Annotated in this window: 14 protein-coding genes and 1 pseudogene; 8 read left to right on the forward strand and 7 right to left on the reverse strand. The window is 68.7% G+C overall.

The features are described 5' to 3' along the window. Window positions 1-90: 90 nt before the first annotated feature. Window positions 91-270, reverse strand: coding sequence for a hypothetical protein (locus tag QNO09_RS08865; RefSeq protein ID WP_283969528.1), 180 nt, complete (start codon window positions 268-270; stop codon window positions 91-93). Between the two features lie 499 nt (window positions 271-769). Here QNO09_RS08865 and QNO09_RS08870 point away from each other — a divergent pair, with 499 nt between their 5' ends. Further along, window positions 770-1,165: a GntR family transcriptional regulator gene (locus tag QNO09_RS08870; RefSeq protein WP_283969529.1), complete on the forward strand. Its 396-nt coding sequence runs from the start codon at window positions 770-772 to the stop codon at window positions 1,163-1,165. Window positions 1,166-1,381: 216 nt separating this feature from the next. On the opposite strand, the gene QNO09_RS08875 is transcribed toward QNO09_RS08870, so the two are convergent. Continuing rightward, a complete protein-coding gene (locus tag QNO09_RS08875; protein ID WP_502962269.1) occupies window positions 1,382-1,837 on the reverse strand; it encodes a flavoprotein in 456 nt (151 codons plus the stop codon). A gap of 104 nt (window positions 1,838-1,941) precedes the next feature. Then, window positions 1,942-3,177, reverse strand: coding sequence for a helix-turn-helix domain-containing protein (locus QNO09_RS08880; protein WP_283969531.1), 1,236 nt, complete (start codon window positions 3,175-3,177; stop codon window positions 1,942-1,944). A gap of 201 nt (window positions 3,178-3,378) precedes the next feature. On the opposite strand from QNO09_RS08880, the gene QNO09_RS08885 reads away from it, so the two are divergent. Then, window positions 3,379-4,779 carry a HEPN domain-containing protein gene (locus tag QNO09_RS08885; RefSeq protein ID WP_283969532.1) on the forward strand — a complete coding sequence of 467 codons (1,401 nt, stop codon included), beginning with the start codon at window positions 3,379-3,381 and terminating at the stop codon, window positions 4,777-4,779. A gap of 227 nt (window positions 4,780-5,006) precedes the next feature. Further along, window positions 5,007-5,093 (forward strand): annotated as a pseudogene (locus tag QNO09_RS39890) (glutamine synthetase); the annotation flags it as partial. 221 nt (window positions 5,094-5,314) lie between these two features. Here the strand turns inward: QNO09_RS39890 and QNO09_RS08890 are convergent. Together QNO09_RS08890 and QNO09_RS08895 are read right to left on the reverse strand one after the other, a co-directional pair. Continuing rightward, the gene (locus QNO09_RS08890) at window positions 5,315-5,941 is read right to left on the reverse strand and encodes a VOC family protein (protein ID WP_283969533.1); all 627 of its coding nucleotides are present in this window, start codon (window positions 5,939-5,941) and stop codon (window positions 5,315-5,317) included. 66 nt (window positions 5,942-6,007) lie between these two features. Next, window positions 6,008-6,454, reverse strand: coding sequence for a VOC family protein (locus tag QNO09_RS08895; RefSeq protein ID WP_283969534.1), 447 nt, complete (start codon window positions 6,452-6,454; stop codon window positions 6,008-6,010). A 349-nt stretch (window positions 6,455-6,803) separates the two neighbouring features. Here QNO09_RS08895 and QNO09_RS08900 point away from each other — a divergent pair, with 349 nt between their 5' ends. Beyond that, window positions 6,804-9,812: a bifunctional [glutamine synthetase] adenylyltransferase/[glutamine synthetase]-adenylyl-L-tyrosine phosphorylase gene (locus tag QNO09_RS08900; protein WP_283969535.1), complete on the forward strand. Its 3,009-nt coding sequence runs from the start codon at window positions 6,804-6,806 to the stop codon at window positions 9,810-9,812. Window positions 9,813-9,937: 125 nt separating this feature from the next. Here QNO09_RS08900 and QNO09_RS08905 read toward each other — a convergent pair whose 3' ends face one another. Together QNO09_RS08905 and QNO09_RS08910 are read right to left on the reverse strand one after the other, a co-directional pair. Then, window positions 9,938-10,810: a phosphatase PAP2 family protein gene (locus QNO09_RS08905; RefSeq protein WP_283969536.1), complete on the reverse strand. Its 873-nt coding sequence runs from the start codon at window positions 10,808-10,810 to the stop codon at window positions 9,938-9,940. Between the two features lie 93 nt (window positions 10,811-10,903). Further along, window positions 10,904-11,938: a LacI family DNA-binding transcriptional regulator gene (locus tag QNO09_RS08910; protein WP_283969537.1), complete on the reverse strand. Its 1,035-nt coding sequence runs from the start codon at window positions 11,936-11,938 to the stop codon at window positions 10,904-10,906. 390 nt (window positions 11,939-12,328) lie between these two features. On the opposite strand from QNO09_RS08910, the gene QNO09_RS08915 reads away from it, so the two are divergent. The 4 genes from QNO09_RS08915 (at window position 12,329) to QNO09_RS08930 (ending at window position 17,592) form a co-directional block, all read left to right on the forward strand. Further along, the gene (locus tag QNO09_RS08915; protein WP_283969538.1) at window positions 12,329-13,600 is read left to right on the forward strand and encodes an extracellular solute-binding protein; all 1,272 of its coding nucleotides are present in this window, start codon (window positions 12,329-12,331) and stop codon (window positions 13,598-13,600) included. A gap of 167 nt (window positions 13,601-13,767) precedes the next feature. Then, window positions 13,768-14,772 (forward strand): carbohydrate ABC transporter permease, encoded by a 1,005-nt coding sequence (locus tag QNO09_RS08920; RefSeq protein ID WP_283969539.1) that lies wholly within the window; start codon window positions 13,768-13,770, stop codon window positions 14,770-14,772. A 14-nt stretch (window positions 14,773-14,786) separates the two neighbouring features. Further along, window positions 14,787-15,695, forward strand: coding sequence for a sugar ABC transporter permease (locus tag QNO09_RS08925; protein ID WP_283969540.1), 909 nt, complete (start codon window positions 14,787-14,789; stop codon window positions 15,693-15,695). Window positions 15,696-15,807: 112 nt separating this feature from the next. Beyond that, the gene (locus QNO09_RS08930; protein WP_502962270.1) at window positions 15,808-17,592 is read left to right on the forward strand and encodes a glycoside hydrolase family 13 protein; all 1,785 of its coding nucleotides are present in this window, start codon (window positions 15,808-15,810) and stop codon (window positions 17,590-17,592) included. Window positions 17,593-17,643 lie beyond the last annotated feature (51 nt).

A 17,643-nucleotide genomic window follows, 5' to 3' on the forward strand; every position in this document is an offset into this window, starting at 1 on the left:
TGTGTCCTCTCACAGGTGAACGGCCCGACAGCGGCTCCCGGGAGGCACCCCGGGAGCCGCGCGCCGTTTATGGGTGAAGCAGGTCTGAGGTCAGCGGCGAAAGGCCCAGGAGATGAGGCCAGTGACGGCGTCGGTGCAGTCGGTGACCCGACCGGACTCCAACTCGTCGGCCCGGGCCTCCATCTCCTTCGCGGCGGTGTCCTTGCCCCGGCGCCGCAGCACCTTCGCCGCCTCACGGTTCTTCGCGGCCTGAGTCTTCAGGCGGTCCATGAACAGTCCTCTCGGCTGGTGAAGCCCTCGCGGCTCCCCTCAGCGCTGCTCGTACGAGACGAGCAGCGGAGGCAACCGGCCGCCGTGTCGTGGCGGAGGTCAGAGATGCGCGGACCTGAGCCGCGCCGGACACCTTTTGCGGGAGGTGACGGCCCGTACTGCGCGATATGGATCTGAGCCTCAGTCCCGCTCCTCCGAGGAATCGCATCTCGGTCTCTTCGCGCGGCGTCCGTGCCCTTGGGCAGATCCGTTCTTTTGAGTCGGCACGTGTCCCTGACGGGAGATGACCGACTGGTCTCCGCTCACCTCGGCCGGAATGGTCACGGCCGTCACGTCTGTGACGGATCACGCTGTGGAGTTGTCGTGCACCGGCACGGAGGTGCAGCCCTTGCGGGTCGCCCGTTCCGGCGATGACTTCAGATTGACCTAGGTCAATCTGGCTGTCAAGAGAGTCGCCGAAGAATCAGAGATTGACCTAGGTCCGGTTACTCTCGATGCCATGGACCAGAGCCCCGAAGCGCCCAAACAGACGCCCACGGCCAGGGAGATCGCGGCGCAGTTCCGCGAGAAGATCGCGGGCCCCGACCGCGAGTACGAGCCGGGCGATCAGCTCCCAGCCGCTCGCAAGCTCGCCAAGGAACTTGGCGTGCAGCTCATGACTGTTCAGAGCGCGTTCGGTCAGCTCCGTGACGAGGGGCTGGTTCTCACCCAGCAGGGCCGCGGCACGTTCGTCCGCGATCCTTCCGTGCCCCTCGGCACCGAGCCGGGCAGTAGCCCGGCATTCACTGCCTTGGCGGCGGAGCTCAACACGATTCATGACGCCCTGCGACTACTTGGCGAGCGACTTGATCGTCTTGAGCGGATTGTGGGTAGCGGGACTCCACCGTCGCCGTGAGTTCGTCCGCGCGCCTCAGCAGTCGTTCGACGCTGGCGCGCGCCTCACTCAGACTCGCTTTGATCAAAGCGAGTTCGGCGGGAGTCAGGCCTTCCAGCTCGCCGCTTTGCTCATTGATCCCTGGCATGCCAATGAGGATGTGGCCCGGAACGCCTGAGGACCCGGACAGACTGTCCGGGTCCTCTTTCCTTGCAGGTCAGGCGTGTTGACGAATCGTCATCGGGTAGCCGCATCCACTGTGTCCAGCACTGCCGACCAGGGGAGTGGGCGACCGGTCGGCGCTTCCCGAGGCTCATACAGCGGCCACACATCCGGGCCGTAGACGACATGCACGCCCCCCGCCCGGAGAGTGTCGATGTGGTGCTGCCAAGCCGGATGGCGAGCGTGCGCCGCGTTCACCCGAGGGAAGACGACGACGGGCAATCCGAGGGTGCCAATGGCCTCACCCACCTGCGTCAGTGCCTGGTTGTCCATCAGGCCGGTCGCGAGCTTGGCAACCATGTTGGCTGACGCGGGGGCGACGACGTAGCAGTCAACCGGCGGGTGCGGTCGGGCCTGGCCGGGCAACCGCGGCTCATCGCGGACGGGCAGCCCGGTGAGCTTCTCCAGCCGCCCGACTTCGCCGCTGAGCCGTAGCCACTGACCTGCCGTCGGGGTGAGCGTGACGGCCACCTGCCATCCGCGATCCATCGCGGGCTCTACGAGACCGGTACGCAGCGACTCGACGCCTCCGGCCGCAGATCCGACGACCCCGAGCACTCCCCGCATGCCTGAACTCACTGCACCGCCCTGCACCTCTGAGCCATCACGAACACCTCGGACGAACGCGAGCCGCCCGTGACCGGAGACTGTTTGATCAGGTCACGCAGCGTCTCGCGCACCCTGGGATTGTTGCGTACGAGCTGCGGTGAGGTGCGCTCGGCCGTTCGGAGCTCCGTGAACGCCGCGTCACCTTGTCCGGCGAGTGACAGAGCGCGCGCATAGTCGATTCGGTGCGAGACGCTGCGTTCCTGCGGCATGTGGTCGACGTTGATCTGGCCGTGCTCCACCACGTACGAGACGTTGTCGAGGTCCAGCTCAACTGACAGACGGTGAAGCAGGACGTTTGTGGGTCCGAACCCGGTTTGCCAGTAGTTCTCATCCGAGCCGAGGTCATCCGCGAGGTCCTCGGCTCGGTCCAACAGGCCGGTTGCGGTGGGCCGGTCTTGGTGACGGGCCGCCGCGACAGCGGCCCGCAGGTGGATCATCCCCAGCAGACTCAGTGCCGCAGGGTCGTTGTCGGTCACCTGAGACGAGAGCCATACTGCGGCGGTGTTGCCCAGCTCCAACGCGTCGTCGTACCGGCCGTTGGCCAGCAGGGCGTGCGTGCCGGACCGTGCGGCGGACGCCAACACGAGCGGGTCGTCAGACTCGTCAGCGGCGCGCATCGCACGCTCGGCAGCGAGCCATGAGAGGTCCGATTCGCCGATCTTCGCGAGGGTCGTTGCTGCGAGATGGTGAGTGCGGGCCGACACTGCCCAGCAGTCGCTTCGGTCCGCGCCGCGCCGTGCGGCTCGCTCCTCCAGCTCTTGGGCAGTGCGCAGGAGCGCAGGAAGGGCGGCGATGACGCTGCCGAGTCGCCCACCCTGGTAGTCATTCCAGGCCTGCTCGACACGCATGGCAACAGGCGCCGGCGTGGGGAGTTGCACCTCAGCTTCGGGGCCGAAGAGCAGACGAGACAGTCGGCGCGGGCTCATGAGCGCGTCGCGCACGGCCGGAACGTCGTCCTGCTGCTTTTCGTCCTCCATGAGCACGGTCTGACCGAGCAAATCCCCGAGGGGCACACGCAGGATGCGCGAGAGCTCCGCGAGCATGTCAATGCGGGGAGGTTTCCGGCGCCCCGTCTCGATCTTTGCCAACCAGTCGGTGCTGCGCCCGACCAGGCCGGCGAGCACCTCTTGCGTGTAGCCGCGACGCTTCCGGTAGAACGCGATGCGTTCGCCGATGCTGAGGTGATCTCCAAGACCACGCATTACGTGCTGCCTCCTGCGGTTGTAGAAGCCCAACTCACGGTACAGATCAAGTGACAGGGCAGGTAGTCGGCCTTGCTCGCACCGGGCCAGATCAAGGGTGAGTGCTGTGTGGTGAAGGGACCCGGACACAGTGTCCGGGTCCCTTCACCACGAGCGGCCGTGAAAGTTGGGCGCAAGGGGTCAATGGTGAGGACACAAAGTATGGAAGCAATTAGCGGAGTTTGGTGGGTTGACGGGAACCCAGATAAGCGGGTCGCTGGTACCCTTGCATACACTGGCGAATTGTGGCAATTGAACCTCGTAGGTAGGCTGCCGGCCGATAACACGCAGTCGGATGGGCTCTCTCTGGTGCCTCCTGCAACAATTTACGGCGCCTGCCTTGGGAGGAGATACACACTTCGCCACGCTTATCTCAGGCGCTCCAAAGGGCCATCTCGGCGTTTCGATGTCCCCCTAGATGACCGCGATCGCGCCGATGACCAATATTCCCAACTTTGGGAAGGGTACAGCCTGATTTTGGGCGACGTGCTACCGGAAAGCGCCAGCTATGGAGCGGCGATGTTCGAAATTAGCGGCTTGAATAAATGGTGGCCAAATACCTACCCGGGCCCTGAAGATGACCGAAATTCCCTTTCCGAAGTGCACGCGATTGCCGAATGTGAAGATGGATGGGTCGTCAAAATTGGCGTCAGCGGGATGGAGTCATCAGACGCATATTCGCATACCATCAGTAAATGGACCACTGTTCTAGTCGAGCGGGATTCCGGGTTCACATTGCCCGTGCTGGAAGATGAGTTGATGATGCCGCTGCGTACTCTCATCTCGATCGTGACCCACGAGCGCGCCGAGTGCTTTAACTTGAAGTTGCAGCCTATCGGTGAGACCTACGATCCCACCTTCCCCATCGAGGTTGACCCTGGGATGCGAAAGAGGGAGGACGTCAGGCCGTACGGTCAGGTCATTTTTACTCCTGATCAAGTGGACGTGCAGTCGCTTATAAGTAGTTGGATCAGCTTGGTCCGTCGGAACATCGTCCCTGTCTATGCTGCTGAACCAAGCGACAGCAGAGGTCCACTGCAAGAACAGGTGGTGGAGTGCGTCAATGCGGCAGAGACCCTTCATCGATCCCTACATGGGGAACCTGAGGACTTCCCTTTCGCTGAGAAAGTCTGGGCCGCCCTGCCGAAGGGTGCTGAGGGGCTCAGTCGGAAAGACCGCGAGAGAGTACGCTCAGCGGTTAAGTTCACGGAATACTCACTGAAGAATAGGCTAGAGGAGCTGGCGGGCGCCCTAGGAAGCGACTTTTGCGACTGGTACCTACAGGGAGACGTCGAGAAATGGGCTATCGTCAGCTCAACAGTCCGAAATGCCTTGAGTCACGGATATAGGACAACTCATGGCGTGGAGTACGACTTTGAAGCCCTTGTTGGCATTGTTCAGATCACAAGATCTATCATCGCCTTGCGCCTGCTGGTGGCTGCTGGCCTGCCCGCAGGGACCGCGCTTATAGATATGATCAAAAAGGATCGACCCTACCTTGCCCTAGTGCGGCAATCCGTCGCGGATTGGAATTCGTTGGCGTCGAAGATTCATCCTGCCTGAAGGCGCCCCCTTGATCGCCCACGGCCAGGTCACGTCGCCGAAGGAAGAACAGCGACGAGGCTGATCGGGTCGTGATGAAGAGGTCAGGGCTTGCAGTGTCGCCGGGCCGTCTCTGGGCCGTCGAAGGGCGGCCCGCAGCGACCAACAACGACCAATGACGACCGCCCGAGCACAGGTCAGCGCTGTGTCGACGTCGATCGCGCGAGGTCGCTCCGGTCTGACGTCACTTCCTGCGCAACAAGAAGTCCGAGTGGGAGGAGTACCGCAGCGAGGTCACGGCGTTCGAGCTGCGGAAGAACCTTCCGGCGCTGTAGCGCCCGCCGGAGCGGGGTGAGCGCTGTCCGGTGAGTGGGGCCGGCGGGTCACGAACCGTCGGCCCCCTCCGCTGGACGAGCCCCGGCTGCGCCCGGTTCCGCTGGGCGAGCCCCAACGCGCCCGGTTCCGTTGGACGAGCCCCGGCCGTACCCTGTTCCGCTGCACGGGCCCGGCCCGCGCAGGTCCCCTTCGCCGGGGCCTGCGGACGTCCCCGGCGCGCTCACACCGACGCGTTGTGCGACGCCGTCGTCCAGGCGAAGCCGTCCGGGTCGGTGAACGGTTCCGCGTCGGCGCCGATGGTGAGGCGGTGCGAGCCCGTGCCGTCGGGGGAGACACCGGCGACCTTGGCGAGGCCGCGGCGCTTGTACAGGGCCAGCTTGACCGGGCCCGTGCCGGTGGCGAACTCGACGTACTTGCCGCCGAAGCTCTTCGCCACGGCCAGACCGTGCTCCACGTAGAACCGCTTGCTGGCCTTCACGTCCTCCACGCCGAGCAGCAGGACGACCTCGTCGACCTGCCGGGTCGCCGGGCCGGTGTTCTTCTTCGACGACGACGCGATCTGCCAGATCGTCCCGTCGGGGGCCTGCACGACGCCCCCGTAGCCCCACAGCGACTTGGCGGCGGGCTTCAGCGTCGTCGCGCCGGCCCGCACGGCCGCCTCGACGAGGGCGTCCACATCGGCGGGCTGGGCGACCACCAGCGACAGCGTGAACCCGCGGAAGCCGGAGGTCGGTGCCTCCGACGCCCGCAGGCGCAGCCGGTCGTCCAGGCCGAACGCGGTCGAGTAGAAGCGGCCGGCGGCGGCGGGGTCGGCCACCTCGAGGGTGACGGATGCGAGGGAAGTCATGACAACGACGCTAACCGCGCTCCGGCACCCGTGCTTCTCGATTCCTGACCGGCTTCTCCGGGCTCCTCAGGCCTGCCGCCGCTTCAGATCCGCGAGCAGTTGGTGCAGCGGCTCCGTGGCCCTGCGCCGGTACTCCTGCACCGCCCACCCGTTGCCGTCCGGGTCCTGGAAGTGCATGAACGTGGCGCCGTCGTCCGGGGAGTACTGGACGGGTTCCGAGACGTCGAGGCCGCGCGCGACCAGCTCCGCGTGGGCCGCCTTGATGTCGGCCACGCACAGTTGCAGCCCCTGGTAGGAGCCCGGGGCCGGGGTGGGGCCGGGGGTCATCTGCCAGATCGACTCGCCCAGGGCGATCGAGCAGCCGGAGCCCGGAGGGGTCAGCTGCACGATCCGCATCCCGGGCATGACCTCCTGGTCGATGTCCACGTGGAAGCCGACCTTGTCCCGGTAGAAGTCCCGGGCGCGATCGATGTCGGTCACGGGCAGCGGGATGACTTCGAGGGTGATGTCCATGGCGTGACTCCTTCGTCCGGCCTCATGAGAAGCCGCCCCGTCCGGTCGAAGCCGGCTGAACGGCTCCCCTCACCGAAGCCGAAAACGATGCGCGCCGCCACCGAGTGGACGGCCGCACGGCCTGCGCCGTACGGGAAATGGCCCTCGCATACCCCCTGTGGCCGGAAACCGCCGTACCGTTCCTCCCTCGCCGCGCCCGGTCCCCGTAGCCGCGCCCCGCCCCGGACGCCGCGCGCACCCCGTCCGCCCACCGAACTCACCGGCGCTTCCCCAGGCCCGTGCGGTTAGGCTCAAAGCCGTACGACCTTGATCCGATGGACGTCCGAGGAACAGTGCGAGGGAGGCCCGGATGACGGCGGCGCCGGGGCGCAGGAGCAGTACCTTCACACGACTGCTGCGGCATGGCTTCACCGATGCCTCCGCCGCCGAGCGGCTCCTGGACAGCCCCGAGCTCGTGGCCCTGCGCGACGACCCGGTGCTGCTGGAGGCGCTGGGCGCCACCGCCGACCCCGATCTCGCGCTGCTCGGCCTCGTCCGGCTGCTGGAGGCCCAGCAGAGCCCCGGCGCCCGCCGGGAACTGCTCGACACCCTGATCGCGGCCAAGCCCCTGCGCGACCGCCTCCTCGGTGTGCTCGGCGCCTCCACCGCCCTCGCCGACCACCTCACCCGGCACCCGGACGACTGGCAGGCGCTCGTCATGTACGAGGCCTACGACCTGCACCCCGGGGTGGAGGAGTTCGAGGCCGGTCTCGCCGAGGCCGCCGACCCGGTCTCCCTGCGCGTCGCCTACCGGCGCTGTCTGCTGTCCATCGCCGCCCGGGACGTCTGCGGCACGACCGGCGTCGCCGAGTCCGCGGCCGAGCTCGCCGACCTCGCCACCGCCACCCTGCGCGCCGCCCTCGGTATCGCCGAGGCGGCCGCGCCCGAGGACGCCGCCCTGTGCCGGCTCGCGGTCATCGCGATGGGCAAGTGCGGGGGCCACGAGCTGAACTACGTCTCGGACGTGGACGTCATCTTCGTCGGGGAGGCCACCGAGGGCACCGACGAGACCAAGGCCGTCCGCGCCGCCACCCGGCTCGCCTCGCACATGATGCGGATCTGCTCCGAGACCACCGTCGAGGGCTCCATCTGGCCGGTCGACGCCAACCTCCGGCCCGAGGGCCGCAACGGCCCCCTCGTCCGGACCCTCGCCAGTCACCTCGCCTACTACCAGCGCTGGGCCAAGACCTGGGAGTTCCAGGCGCTCCTCAAGGCCCGCCCGGTGGCCGGCGACCTCGACCTCGGCGCGCAGTACGTCGCCGCCGTCCAGCCCTTGGTGTGGAAGGCCGCCGAGCGCGAGAACTTCGTGTCCGACGTACAGAAGATGCGCCGCCGGGTCGTGGAGAACATCCCCGTCGCCGAGGTGGACCGCCAGCTGAAACTGGGCCCCGGCGGCCTCAGGGACGTCGAGTTCGCCGTGCAGCTGCTCCAGCTGGTGCACGGCCGGGCCGACACCTCTCTGCGCAGCGGTACGACCCTGGATGCCCTTGAGGCCCTCGCCGCCGGCGGCTACGTCGGCCGGTCCGACGCGGCCCAGCTCGACGAGGCCTACCGCTTCCTGCGTTCCATGGAGCACCGCATCCAGCTGTTCCGGCTGCGCCGCACCCACCTCGTCCCGGAGGACGAGGCCGAGCTGCGCCGCATCGGACGCTCCCTCGGACTGCGCAAGGACCCGGTCGCCGATCTGCACCGCGAGTGGCGGCGGCACGCGACCGTCGTACGCCGGCTGCACGAGAAGCTCTTCTACCGGCCGCTGCTCGACGCGGTCGCCCAACTCGCCACCGGCGAGGCCCGGCTGAGCACCGAGGCGGCCCGGGAACGCATGGTCGCCCTCGGCTACGCCGACCCGGCCTCCGCCCTGCGCCACCTGGAGGCCCTGGCCTCGGGCGTCACCCGCAAGGCCGCCATCCAGCGCACCCTGCTGCCGGTGCTGCTCGGCTGGTTCGCCGACTCGGCCGACCCGGACGCGGGCCTGCTCAACTTCCGCAAGGTCTCCGACGCCCTCGGCAAGACGCCCTGGTACCTGCGGCTGCTCCGCGACGAGGGCGCCGCCGCGCAGAACCTCGCCCGCGTGCTGTCCGCCGGCCGTCTCGCGCCCGACCTGCTGATGCGCGCCCCGGAGGCGGTCGCCCTGCTCGGCGACGGGGACGGCGGCGGCCTGGAACCCCGGCCGCGCGCCCACCTGGAGCAGGAGATACTCGCCGCGGTGCGACGCGCCGACGGCGGCGCCCAGGCGGTCACCGCGGCCCGGGGTGTGCGCCGCCGCGAGCTGTTCCGTACGGCCGCGGCCGACATCGTCGGCTCCTACGGCACCGAGGAGCAGCCCGCCGAGGCCGATCAGGGCGCCCTGGTGGACCGGGTCGGCGGCGCGGTGTCGGACCTGACCGCCGCGACCCTGGCCGGCACGTTCCGCGCTGTCGTGCGCGACGGCTGGAAGGACGGCCTGCCCACCCGCTTCGCCATCATCGGCATGGGCCGGTTCGGCGGGCATGAGCTGGGCTACGGCTCGGACGCGGACGTGCTGTTCGTGCACGAGCCGTGCGACGGCGTCGACGAGCGGGAGGCGTCCCAGGCGGCCAACAAGGTCGTCTCCGAGATGCGCAGGCTGCTCCAGATCCCCAGCGCCGACCCGCCCCTGCTGATCGACGCCGACCTGCGCCCGGAGGGCAAGTCGGGCCCGATGGTCCGCACCCTCAAGTCGTACGAGGCGTACTACCGCCGGTGGGCCCTGACGTGGGAGTCGCACGCGCTGCTACGGGCCGAGCCGGTCGCCGGCGACGAGGAGCTGGGGCGCCGCTTCATCGAGCTGATCGACCCGCTGCGCTATCCGGCGGACGGGCTGGCCGAGGAGGCGGTACGCGAGATCCGGCGGCTGAAGGCCCGCATGGAGTCCGAGCGGCTGCCGCGCGGCGCCGACCCCAAGCTGCACGCCAAGCTCGGCCCGGGCGGCCTGTCCGACGTGGAGTGGACGGTGCAGCTCATGCAGTTGCGGCACGGCTCGGCGGAGCCGGGCCTGCGCACCACGCGCACCCGGGAGGCCCTGGCCGCCGCCCGCGGGGCCGGGCTCATGACGGACGAGGACGCGGCGATCCTCGACGAGGCCTGGGTCCTCGCCACGCGCGTCCGCAACGCGGTGATGTTGGTGCGCGGCCGGGCCGGCGACACCTTCCCGACGGAGCCGAGGGAACTGGCCGCCGTGGGCCGGTACCTCGGGTACGGCCCCGGCCACGCGGGCGACATGCTCGACGCCTACCGCCGGACGGCCCGCCGGGCGCGCGGCGTCGTGGAGGAACTGTTCTACGGCGTCGCCGAACGCTAGTGTGCCGCGCCTGAATCCGTCCGCAACTCTCTCTCGCCTCTGCGGTCGGATTCCCGCCGCCAAACCAGGCGCGTCGAGCGTCCGTGGCTCAGCCGGAACCGCCTGGGAACTTCAGGCGCAGCACATTAGGGAGCGTCCGACAGCTCGGCCGCCGGCCGGGTCCCGCCCGGCCTGCGCGTGGGCACCACCTTCGGCAGCGCATACGGCTGACGTCCGTACCAGAGTGTCGCCACCGCGAACCCGAAGGCCAGGCACAGCAGGCCGCCGACCGCGTCCAGCCAGAAGTGGTTGGCCGTGGCCACGATGACCACCAGCGTCAGCGCCGGGTACAGCAGGCCCAGCACCCGCACCCAGGGGACGCTCGCCAGGGCGAAGATCGTCAGCCCGCACCACAGGGACCAGCCGATGTGCATCGACGGCATCGCGGCGTACTGGTTGGACATGTGCTTCAGGTCGCCGGACGCCATCGAACCCCAGGTCTGGTGGACCAGGACCGTGTCGATGAAGTCGCCGCCGTTCATCAGCCGCGGGGGCGCCAGCGGATACAGGTAGTAACCGACCAGGGCGACGGCCGTGGTCGCGAACAGGGCCAGACGGGTCGCCGCGTAGCGGCCGGGATGGCGACGGTACAGCCACACCAGGACACCCAGGGTGACGATGAAGTGGAGCGTCGCGTAGTAGTAGTTCATCCCGACGATGAGCCAATGCACGGAGTTCACGGCGTGGTTGACCGACTCCTCGACGGCGATGCCCAGATGGTGCTCGACCTGCCAGATCCAGTCGGCGTTGCGCAGCGCCTCGGTTCTCTGCTCGGGCACGGCGTTGCGGACGAGCGAGTACGTCCAGTAACTCACCGCGATCAGCAGGATCTCGAACCAGAACCGGGGCCGGCGGGGGGTGCGCAGCCGGCGCAGCGGACCACGCCCCGTATCGGCCGCAACGGGGTCCGGGAGGGCCGCTTCCAGGCCCTCCGGCTTCGTTACGGTCGTTTCACCCATAGGCGTAAAGTCTGCCAGAAAAGGACTTACCCACCGATCATCCCGCGGCTCCGCCCGGGCCGCATGTCCTACGGCGGCATCAGGCCACAGGCCTCAGGAACGACCGCGTTCCCCGGGCGCCGAAGCGGTCGAACCGCGCACCACCAGTTCCGGCATGAACACGAACTCGCTGTGCGGCGCCGGAGTCCCGCCGATCTCCTCCAGCAGGGTGCGCACGGCCGCCTGACCCATGGCCGGGACCGGCTTGCGGATGGTGGTGAGGGGCGGGTCGGTGAAGGCGATCAGTGGGGAGTCGTCGAAGCCGACCACGGAGATGTCCTTCGGCACGTCCAGACCGAGCTGCCGGGCCGCCCGGATCGCGCCCAGCGCCATCATGTCGCTGGCGCACACCACGGCCGTGCAGTCGCGCCCGATCAACGCCGTGGCCGCCGCCTGGCCACCCTCCAGCGTGTACAGCGAGTGCTGGACCAGTTCCGTCTCGACGGTCTCGGCGCCCAGGCCCAACTGGTCCTGCACGCAGCGCACGAACCCCTCGATCTTGCGCTGCACCGGTACGAACCGCTTGGGCCCGAGGGCCAGGCCGATCCGGGTGTGCCCCAGGGACACCAGGTGCGTGACCGCGAGGCTCATCGCCGCACGGTCATCGGGGGAGATGAACGGCGCCTGCACCTTCGGCGAGAAACCGTCGACCAGCACGTAGGGCACGCCCTGGGCCCGCAGCCGGTCGTAGCGCTGCATGTCGGCGGTGGTGTCCGCGTGCAGTCCGGAGACGTAGATGATGCCCGCGACCCCGCGGTCCACGAGCATCTCGGTGAGCTCGTCCTCGGTCGAGCCGCCCGGGGTCTGGGTGGCCAGCACCGGCGTGTAGCCCTGCCGCGTCAGCGCCTGGCCGATGACCTGGGCCAGGGCCGGGAAGATCGGGTTCTCCAGCTCCGGGGTGATCAGCCCGACCAGTCCCTCGCTGCGCTGGCGCAGGCGGACCGGGCGTTCGTAGCCCAGCACGTCGAGAGCGGCCAGCACGGACTGGCGGGTGGTGGCGGCGACGCCCGGCTTGCCGTTGAGGACGCGGCTGACGGTCGCCTCGCTCACCCCCGCCTGCACAGCGATGTCGGCAAGCCGTGTGGTCACAGCACTGGACTGTAGCGGCCGGGAATCTCCTTGCACACCGACGGGACGCCGGGGGCGCGCCGTCGCACGGCCCGCTGCGGGTTGCTGGGTCATCGCGATCCCTCGAAGTCGTGGTCGGCGTCCGATCCGCAACGGATGATTCCCCCGGCGGAAACGGATGGCAAGTGCTTGCAGAGTCTTGCACAGCTGTCCGACTCCCCGCCGAACAGCCGTGAGTCCGGGCTTCAGGGCGGTCGAGGGGAGGTCACGGCGGGATAACCATCCACACCTCTTGCACCTTTTTGCTGCAAGGTCTTTCGCAACGCGTTGCAGCGCGGCTAATCTCACCGACGCCCGGCGGCCAACGGCGCAGTCGGCAGCACGAACGGGCTTCACCCTCAAGGAGAACTCATGCGGCGTGGCATAGCGGCCACCGCTCTGGTGGCGTCCCTCGCCCTGGCGGCGACGGCCTGCGGCGGAAGCGACAGCGGCGACGAGGCCGACGGTCCGGTCACCATCACCTGGTGGGACACCTCCAACGCGACCAACGAGGCGCCGACCTACCAGGCCCTGGTCAAGGAGTTCGAGGCCGCCAACAAGGGCATCAAGGTCAAGTACGTCAACGTCCCCTTCGACCAGGCGCAGAACAAGTTCGACACCGCCGCCGGTTCCAAGGGCGCCCCCGACGTGCTGCGCTCCGAGGTCGGCTGGACCCCCGCCTTCGCCAAGAAGGGCTTCTTCGCCCCGCTGGACGGCACCGAGGCCCTGAAGGACCAGGCCGCGTTCCAGCCCAGCCTGATCGAGCAGGCCACGTACGAGGGCAAGACCTACGGCGTCCCCTTCACCACGGACACCCTGGCCCTCGTCTACAACAAGGAACTCTTCGAGAAGGCCGGCATCAAGGAAGCCCCCAAGACCTGGGACGACCTGAAGAAGGCCGCCGCCACCATCAAGGACAAGACCGGCGTCGACGGCTACTGGGGCTCCACCCAGGCCTACTACGCCCAGTCCTTCCTCTACGGCGAGGGCACCGACACCGTCGACGTCGACGCCAAGAAGATCACCGTCACCTCGCCCGAGGCGAAGAAGGCGTACGGCACCTGGAAGAGCCTCTTCTCCGGCAAGGGCCTGCACAGGGCCGACACCACCGCCGACGCCTACGCCCACATCCAGGAGGCGTTCGTCAGCGGCAAGGTCGCCTCGATCGTCCAGGGCCCGTGGGAGATCACCAACTTCTACAAGGGCTCGGCCTTCAAGGACAAGAACAACCTCGGCATCGCCACCGTCCCGGCCGGCTCCACCGGCAAGGCGGGCGCCCCGACCGGCGGCCACAACCTCTCCGTCTACGCCGGTTCCGACGCCGCCCACCAGAAGGCCTCGATGAAGTTCGTCAACTTCATGACCTCGGCGAAGGCCCAGGAGACCATCGCGCTGAAGAACTCCACGCTCCCCACGCGCGAGGACGCCTACACCGACAAGGTCAAGGCCGACCCCGGTATCGCCGGCTACCAGGGCGTGCTGGCCAGCGCCCAGCCGCGCCCGGCGCTGCCCGAGTACAGCTCCCTGTGGGGGCCGCTCGACGACGAGCTCATCAAGATCGCCGGTGGCAAGGAGTCCCTGGACAAGGGCCTCGGCAACGCCGAGACCGCCATCGCCAAGCTGGTGCCCGACTTCTCCAAGTGACAGCCGCCTGGCCGCCGGGTCCCCCTGTCATGGGGGGACCCGGCGGCCACCGGCCCGCGCCTGCAGCCCGGCAGCCCCCAGGGGGCGCCCGACGGATCTCCGCGGCGCCCGCGGAAATCCATCAGACGCCCCCCTGACCTCCTTGAACCTCCAGAAGGTGTCGAACCATGACAGTCGCCATCGACCGAGCGACCGGCAAGCGGCACGGTGAGCGGGAACCGCGACCCGGACCGGCCCAGCGGCTGAAGAACGGCTTCCACAAGCACTGGTACGCCTACGCGATGATCGCCCCGGTGGCGATCGTCCTCGGCGTCCTCGTGCTGTACCCGCTGGGGTACGGCCTGTACCTCACCCTCACCGACGCCACCAGCCTGAACACCGCCCGCACGATCGGCGTCAACGAGATCGACGCCACCTACAAGTTCATCGGCCTGGACAACTACGCCGACATCCTGTGGGGCCCGACGGCGTACGACCGCTTCTGGTCGCACTTCCTGTGGACGGTCTTCTGGACGGCGGCCTGCGTCGCCCTGCACTACGGCCTCGGTCTCGGCCTCGCCCTGCTGCTCAACCAGAAGCTGCGCGGCCGCACGCTCTACCGGATGCTGCTGGTGCTTCCCTGGGCGGTGCCGACCTTCGTCACCGTCTTCGGCTGGCGGTTCATGCTCGCGGACGGCGGCGTCATCAACACCGCCCTGGGAGGCCTGGGCCTGCCCACTCCGATGTGGCTGGAGGACACCTTCTGGCAGCGGTTCGCCGCGATCATGGTCAACACCTGGTGCGGCGTGCCGTTCATGATGGTCTCGCTGCTCGGCGGCCTGCAGTCGATCGACGGGAGCCTGTACGAGGCCTCCGAGATGGACGGCGCCAACGCCTGGCAGCGCTTCCGGTACGTGACCCTGCCCGGACTGAGGTCCGTCAGCACCACCGTCGTACTCCTCGGCGTGATCTGGACCTTCAACCAGTTCGCCATCATCTTCCTGCTGTTCGGCAACACCGCGCCGGATGCCCAGATCCTCGTCACCTGGGCCTACCAGCTGGGCTTCGGGCAGCAACCGCGCGACTACGCGCAGTCCGCCGCCTACGGAATCCTGCTGCTGTCCATCCTGATCGTCTTCACCTCCTTCTACCGCCGCTGGCTGAACCGCAACGACCAGCAGCTCGCGATCTGAGGCAGGAGTTCCCCATGAGTACGACCACCGTCGAGACCTCCGCCCCGGCCGGCGAGCGGCGTCCCGCGCCCACCCCCGGCAAGGTCCGCCACCGCGGCGAACGCAGCCGCAGGGCCTCGCTCGCCTCGCACGCCGTGCTGATCCTCGCGAGCCTGACCGCGCTCTTCCCGGTCGCCTGGCTGGTCTTCCTGTCCCTCGGCCCGGACAAGGACGACTACCTCCACCCCGGGCGCATCTGGGGCAAGATGACGCTCGACAACTACGCGTTCGTCCTTCAGGACACCAGCTTCTTCGACTGGCTGAAGAGCACGCTGGTCGTGGTGCTGGGCGCCACGCTCATCGGCGTCATCGTCGCCGCGTCCACCGGCTACGCGGTCTCCCGCATGCGGTTCCCCGGCTACCGCAAGCTGATGTGGGTGCTGCTGGTCACCCAGATGTTCCCGATCGCGGTACTGATCGTGCCGATGTACCAGATCCTCTCGGATCTGCAGCTCATCGACAGCTACCTTGGTCTCATCCTGGTCTACTGCACGACGACCGTGCCGTACTGCGCCTGGCTGATGAAGGGCTATTTCGACACCATCCCGTTCGAGATCGACGAGGCCGGGCGCGTCGACGGGCTGACCCCCTTCGGCACGTTCGCGCGGCTCATCCTGCCGCTCGCCAAGCCCGGCCTCGCGGTCGCGGCGTTCTACAGCTTCCTCACGGCCTTCGGTGAGGTCGCGTTCGCCTCGACGTTCATGCTGAGCGACGACAAGTACACGTTCGCCGTCGGTCTGCAGACGTTCGTCAGCGAGCACGACGCACAGCGCAACCTGATGGCCGCCACGGCCGTGCTGATCGCGATACCGGCCGCCCTGTTCTTCTACCTCGTGCAGAAGAACCTGGTGACCGGGCTCACCGCGGGTGGCACGAAGGGGTGACGGCGCGCCCCTCGGGGTACGCCCGAACCGCACGTCACAAGCCCGAGGCGGCCGCGGCGCCCATCCGACCCCGCTGTGCCGCGGCCGCCTCGTCACCCCACCCACGCCTTCCATGACCGACCTCCTGTTACGCATCAAGGACGACATGAGCCAGCACTCAGCCGCACCTGCCCCCACCCCCATGTCCGCACTGGCCGTCGCCAAGCGCCGCGACTGGTGGCGGGACGCGGTGATCTACCAGGTGTACCCGCGCAGCTTCGCCGACAGCAACGGCGACGGCATGGGCGATCTGGAGGGTGTCCGCACCCGTCTGCCGTACCTGCGCGACCTCGGCGTGGACGCCGTGTGGCTCAGCCCCTTCTACGCCTCACCGCAGGCCGACGCCGGCTACGACGTCGCCGACTACCGCGCTGTCGACCCCATGTTCGGCAACCTCCTGGACGCCGACGCACTGATCCGCGACGCCCACCGGCTGAGCCTCAGGATCATCGTCGACCTGGTCCCCAACCACTCCTCCGACCAGCACGAATGGTTCAAGCGGGCCGTCGCCGAGGGCCCCGGCTCCCCCCTGCGGGAGCGCTACCACTTCCGCCCCGGCAAGGGGAAGGACGGCGAACTGCCGCCCAACGACTGGGAGTCGATCTTCGGTGGCCCGGCCTGGACCCGGGTCACCGAGCCCGACGGCACGCCCGGCGAGTGGTATCTGCACCTCTTCGCCCCGGAGCAGCCCGACTTCAACTGGAACCACCCGGCCGTCGGCGACGAGTTCCGCTCCATCCTGCGGTTCTGGCTCGACATGGGCGTCGACGGCTTCCGGATCGACGTCGCCCACGGCCTGGTGAAGGCGGAAGGGCTGCCCGACCTTGGATCCCACGATCAGCTGAAACTGCTGGGCAACGATGTCATGCCGTTCTTCGACCAGGACGGTGTGCACGAGATCTACCGGCAGTGGCGGCTGATCCTCGACGAGTACGCGGAAAGGAAGGGGCCCGAAGGGCCTTCGTCAGAAGGGTGGTGGCGGGAGACGGGTGGGCGGATCTTCGTGGCGGAGGCGTGGACTCCCACCATCGAGCGCACCGCGAACTACGTCCGCCCGGACGAGCTGCACCAGGCCTTCAACTTCCAGTACCTGAGCACCCACTGGGACGCGGCGGAGATGCGCGAGGTCATCGACCGGACCCTGGAGGCCATGCGCCCGGTCGGCGCCCCCGCCACCTGGGTGCTCTCCAACCACGACGTCACCCGGCACGCCACCCGCTTCGCCAACCCGCCCGGCCTCGGCACCCAGATCCGCCTGGCCGGCGACCGCGAACTGGGACTGCGCAGGGCCCGGGCGGCGAGCCTGCTGATGCTGGCGCTGCCCGGCTCGGCCTACATCTACCAGGGCGAGGAGCTCGGCCTGCCCGACGTCGTCGACCTGCCGGACGAGGTGCGCCAGGACCCGGCGTACTTCCGGGGCGCGGGTCAGGACGGTTTCCGCGACGGCTGCCGGGTGCCGATCCCGTGGACCCGGACGGGTTCGTCGTACGGCTTCGGCGCCGGGGGCAGCTGGCTGCCGCAGCCGGAGGGCTGGGGCGAGCTGAGCGTCGAGGCGCAGACCGGCGAGCCCGGTTCGACCCTGGAGCTGTACCGCGCCGCGCTCGCGGTGCGCCGTGAGCAGGCCGGCCTCGGGGCCGGCACGTCCGTGGAGTGGCTGCGGGCGCCCGAGGGCGTGCTGGCCTTCCGGCGCGGGGAGTTCGTGTGCGTCGCGAACACCACCGGCGAGTCGGTGGCGATGCCGGCGTACGGCCGGGTGCTGCTGGCCAGCGGGGAGATCGTCGAGGTCGACGACGAGGCCAAGGTGCCGGCCGACACCACGGTGTGGTGGACCACCGCGACCGCGGGGGACCGCGCCTGATTTTCCTTTGAATTCCGTACGGCCCGCTGCCCTTTCGGGCGGCGGGCCCTT

Origin of the sequence: Streptomyces sp. 378 (genome assembly GCF_030124145.1) — a bacterium.
Taxonomy (GTDB): domain Bacteria; phylum Actinomycetota; class Actinomycetes; order Streptomycetales; family Streptomycetaceae; genus Streptomyces.

Excerpts from the sequence above, each read along its gene's own strand:
- QNO09_RS08865 (WP_283969528.1), bottom strand. The coding sequence starts at position 270 with ATGGACCGCCTGAAGACTCAGGCCGCGAAGAACCGTGAGGCGGCGAAG.
- QNO09_RS08870 (WP_283969529.1), top strand. The coding sequence starts at position 770 with ATGGACCAGAGCCCCGAAGCGCCCAAACAGACGCCCACGGCCAGGGAG.
- QNO09_RS08880 (WP_283969531.1), bottom strand. The coding sequence starts at position 3,177 with ATGCGTGGTCTTGGAGATCACCTCAGCATCGGCGAACGCATCGCGTTC.
- QNO09_RS08885 (WP_283969532.1), top strand. The coding sequence starts at position 3,379 with ATGGAAGCAATTAGCGGAGTTTGGTGGGTTGACGGGAACCCAGATAAG.
- QNO09_RS08890 (WP_283969533.1), bottom strand. The coding sequence starts at position 5,941 with ATGACTTCCCTCGCATCCGTCACCCTCGAGGTGGCCGACCCCGCCGCC.
- QNO09_RS08895 (WP_283969534.1), bottom strand. The coding sequence starts at position 6,454 with ATGGACATCACCCTCGAAGTCATCCCGCTGCCCGTGACCGACATCGAT.
- QNO09_RS08900 (WP_283969535.1), top strand. The coding sequence starts at position 6,804 with ATGACGGCGGCGCCGGGGCGCAGGAGCAGTACCTTCACACGACTGCTG.
- QNO09_RS08905 (WP_283969536.1), bottom strand. The coding sequence starts at position 10,810 with ATGGGTGAAACGACCGTAACGAAGCCGGAGGGCCTGGAAGCGGCCCTC.
- QNO09_RS08915 (WP_283969538.1), top strand. The coding sequence starts at position 12,329 with ATGCGGCGTGGCATAGCGGCCACCGCTCTGGTGGCGTCCCTCGCCCTG.
- QNO09_RS08920 (WP_283969539.1), top strand. The coding sequence starts at position 13,768 with ATGACAGTCGCCATCGACCGAGCGACCGGCAAGCGGCACGGTGAGCGG.
- QNO09_RS08925 (WP_283969540.1), top strand. The coding sequence starts at position 14,787 with ATGAGTACGACCACCGTCGAGACCTCCGCCCCGGCCGGCGAGCGGCGT.
- QNO09_RS08930 (WP_502962270.1), top strand. The coding sequence starts at position 15,808 with ATGACCGACCTCCTGTTACGCATCAAGGACGACATGAGCCAGCACTCA.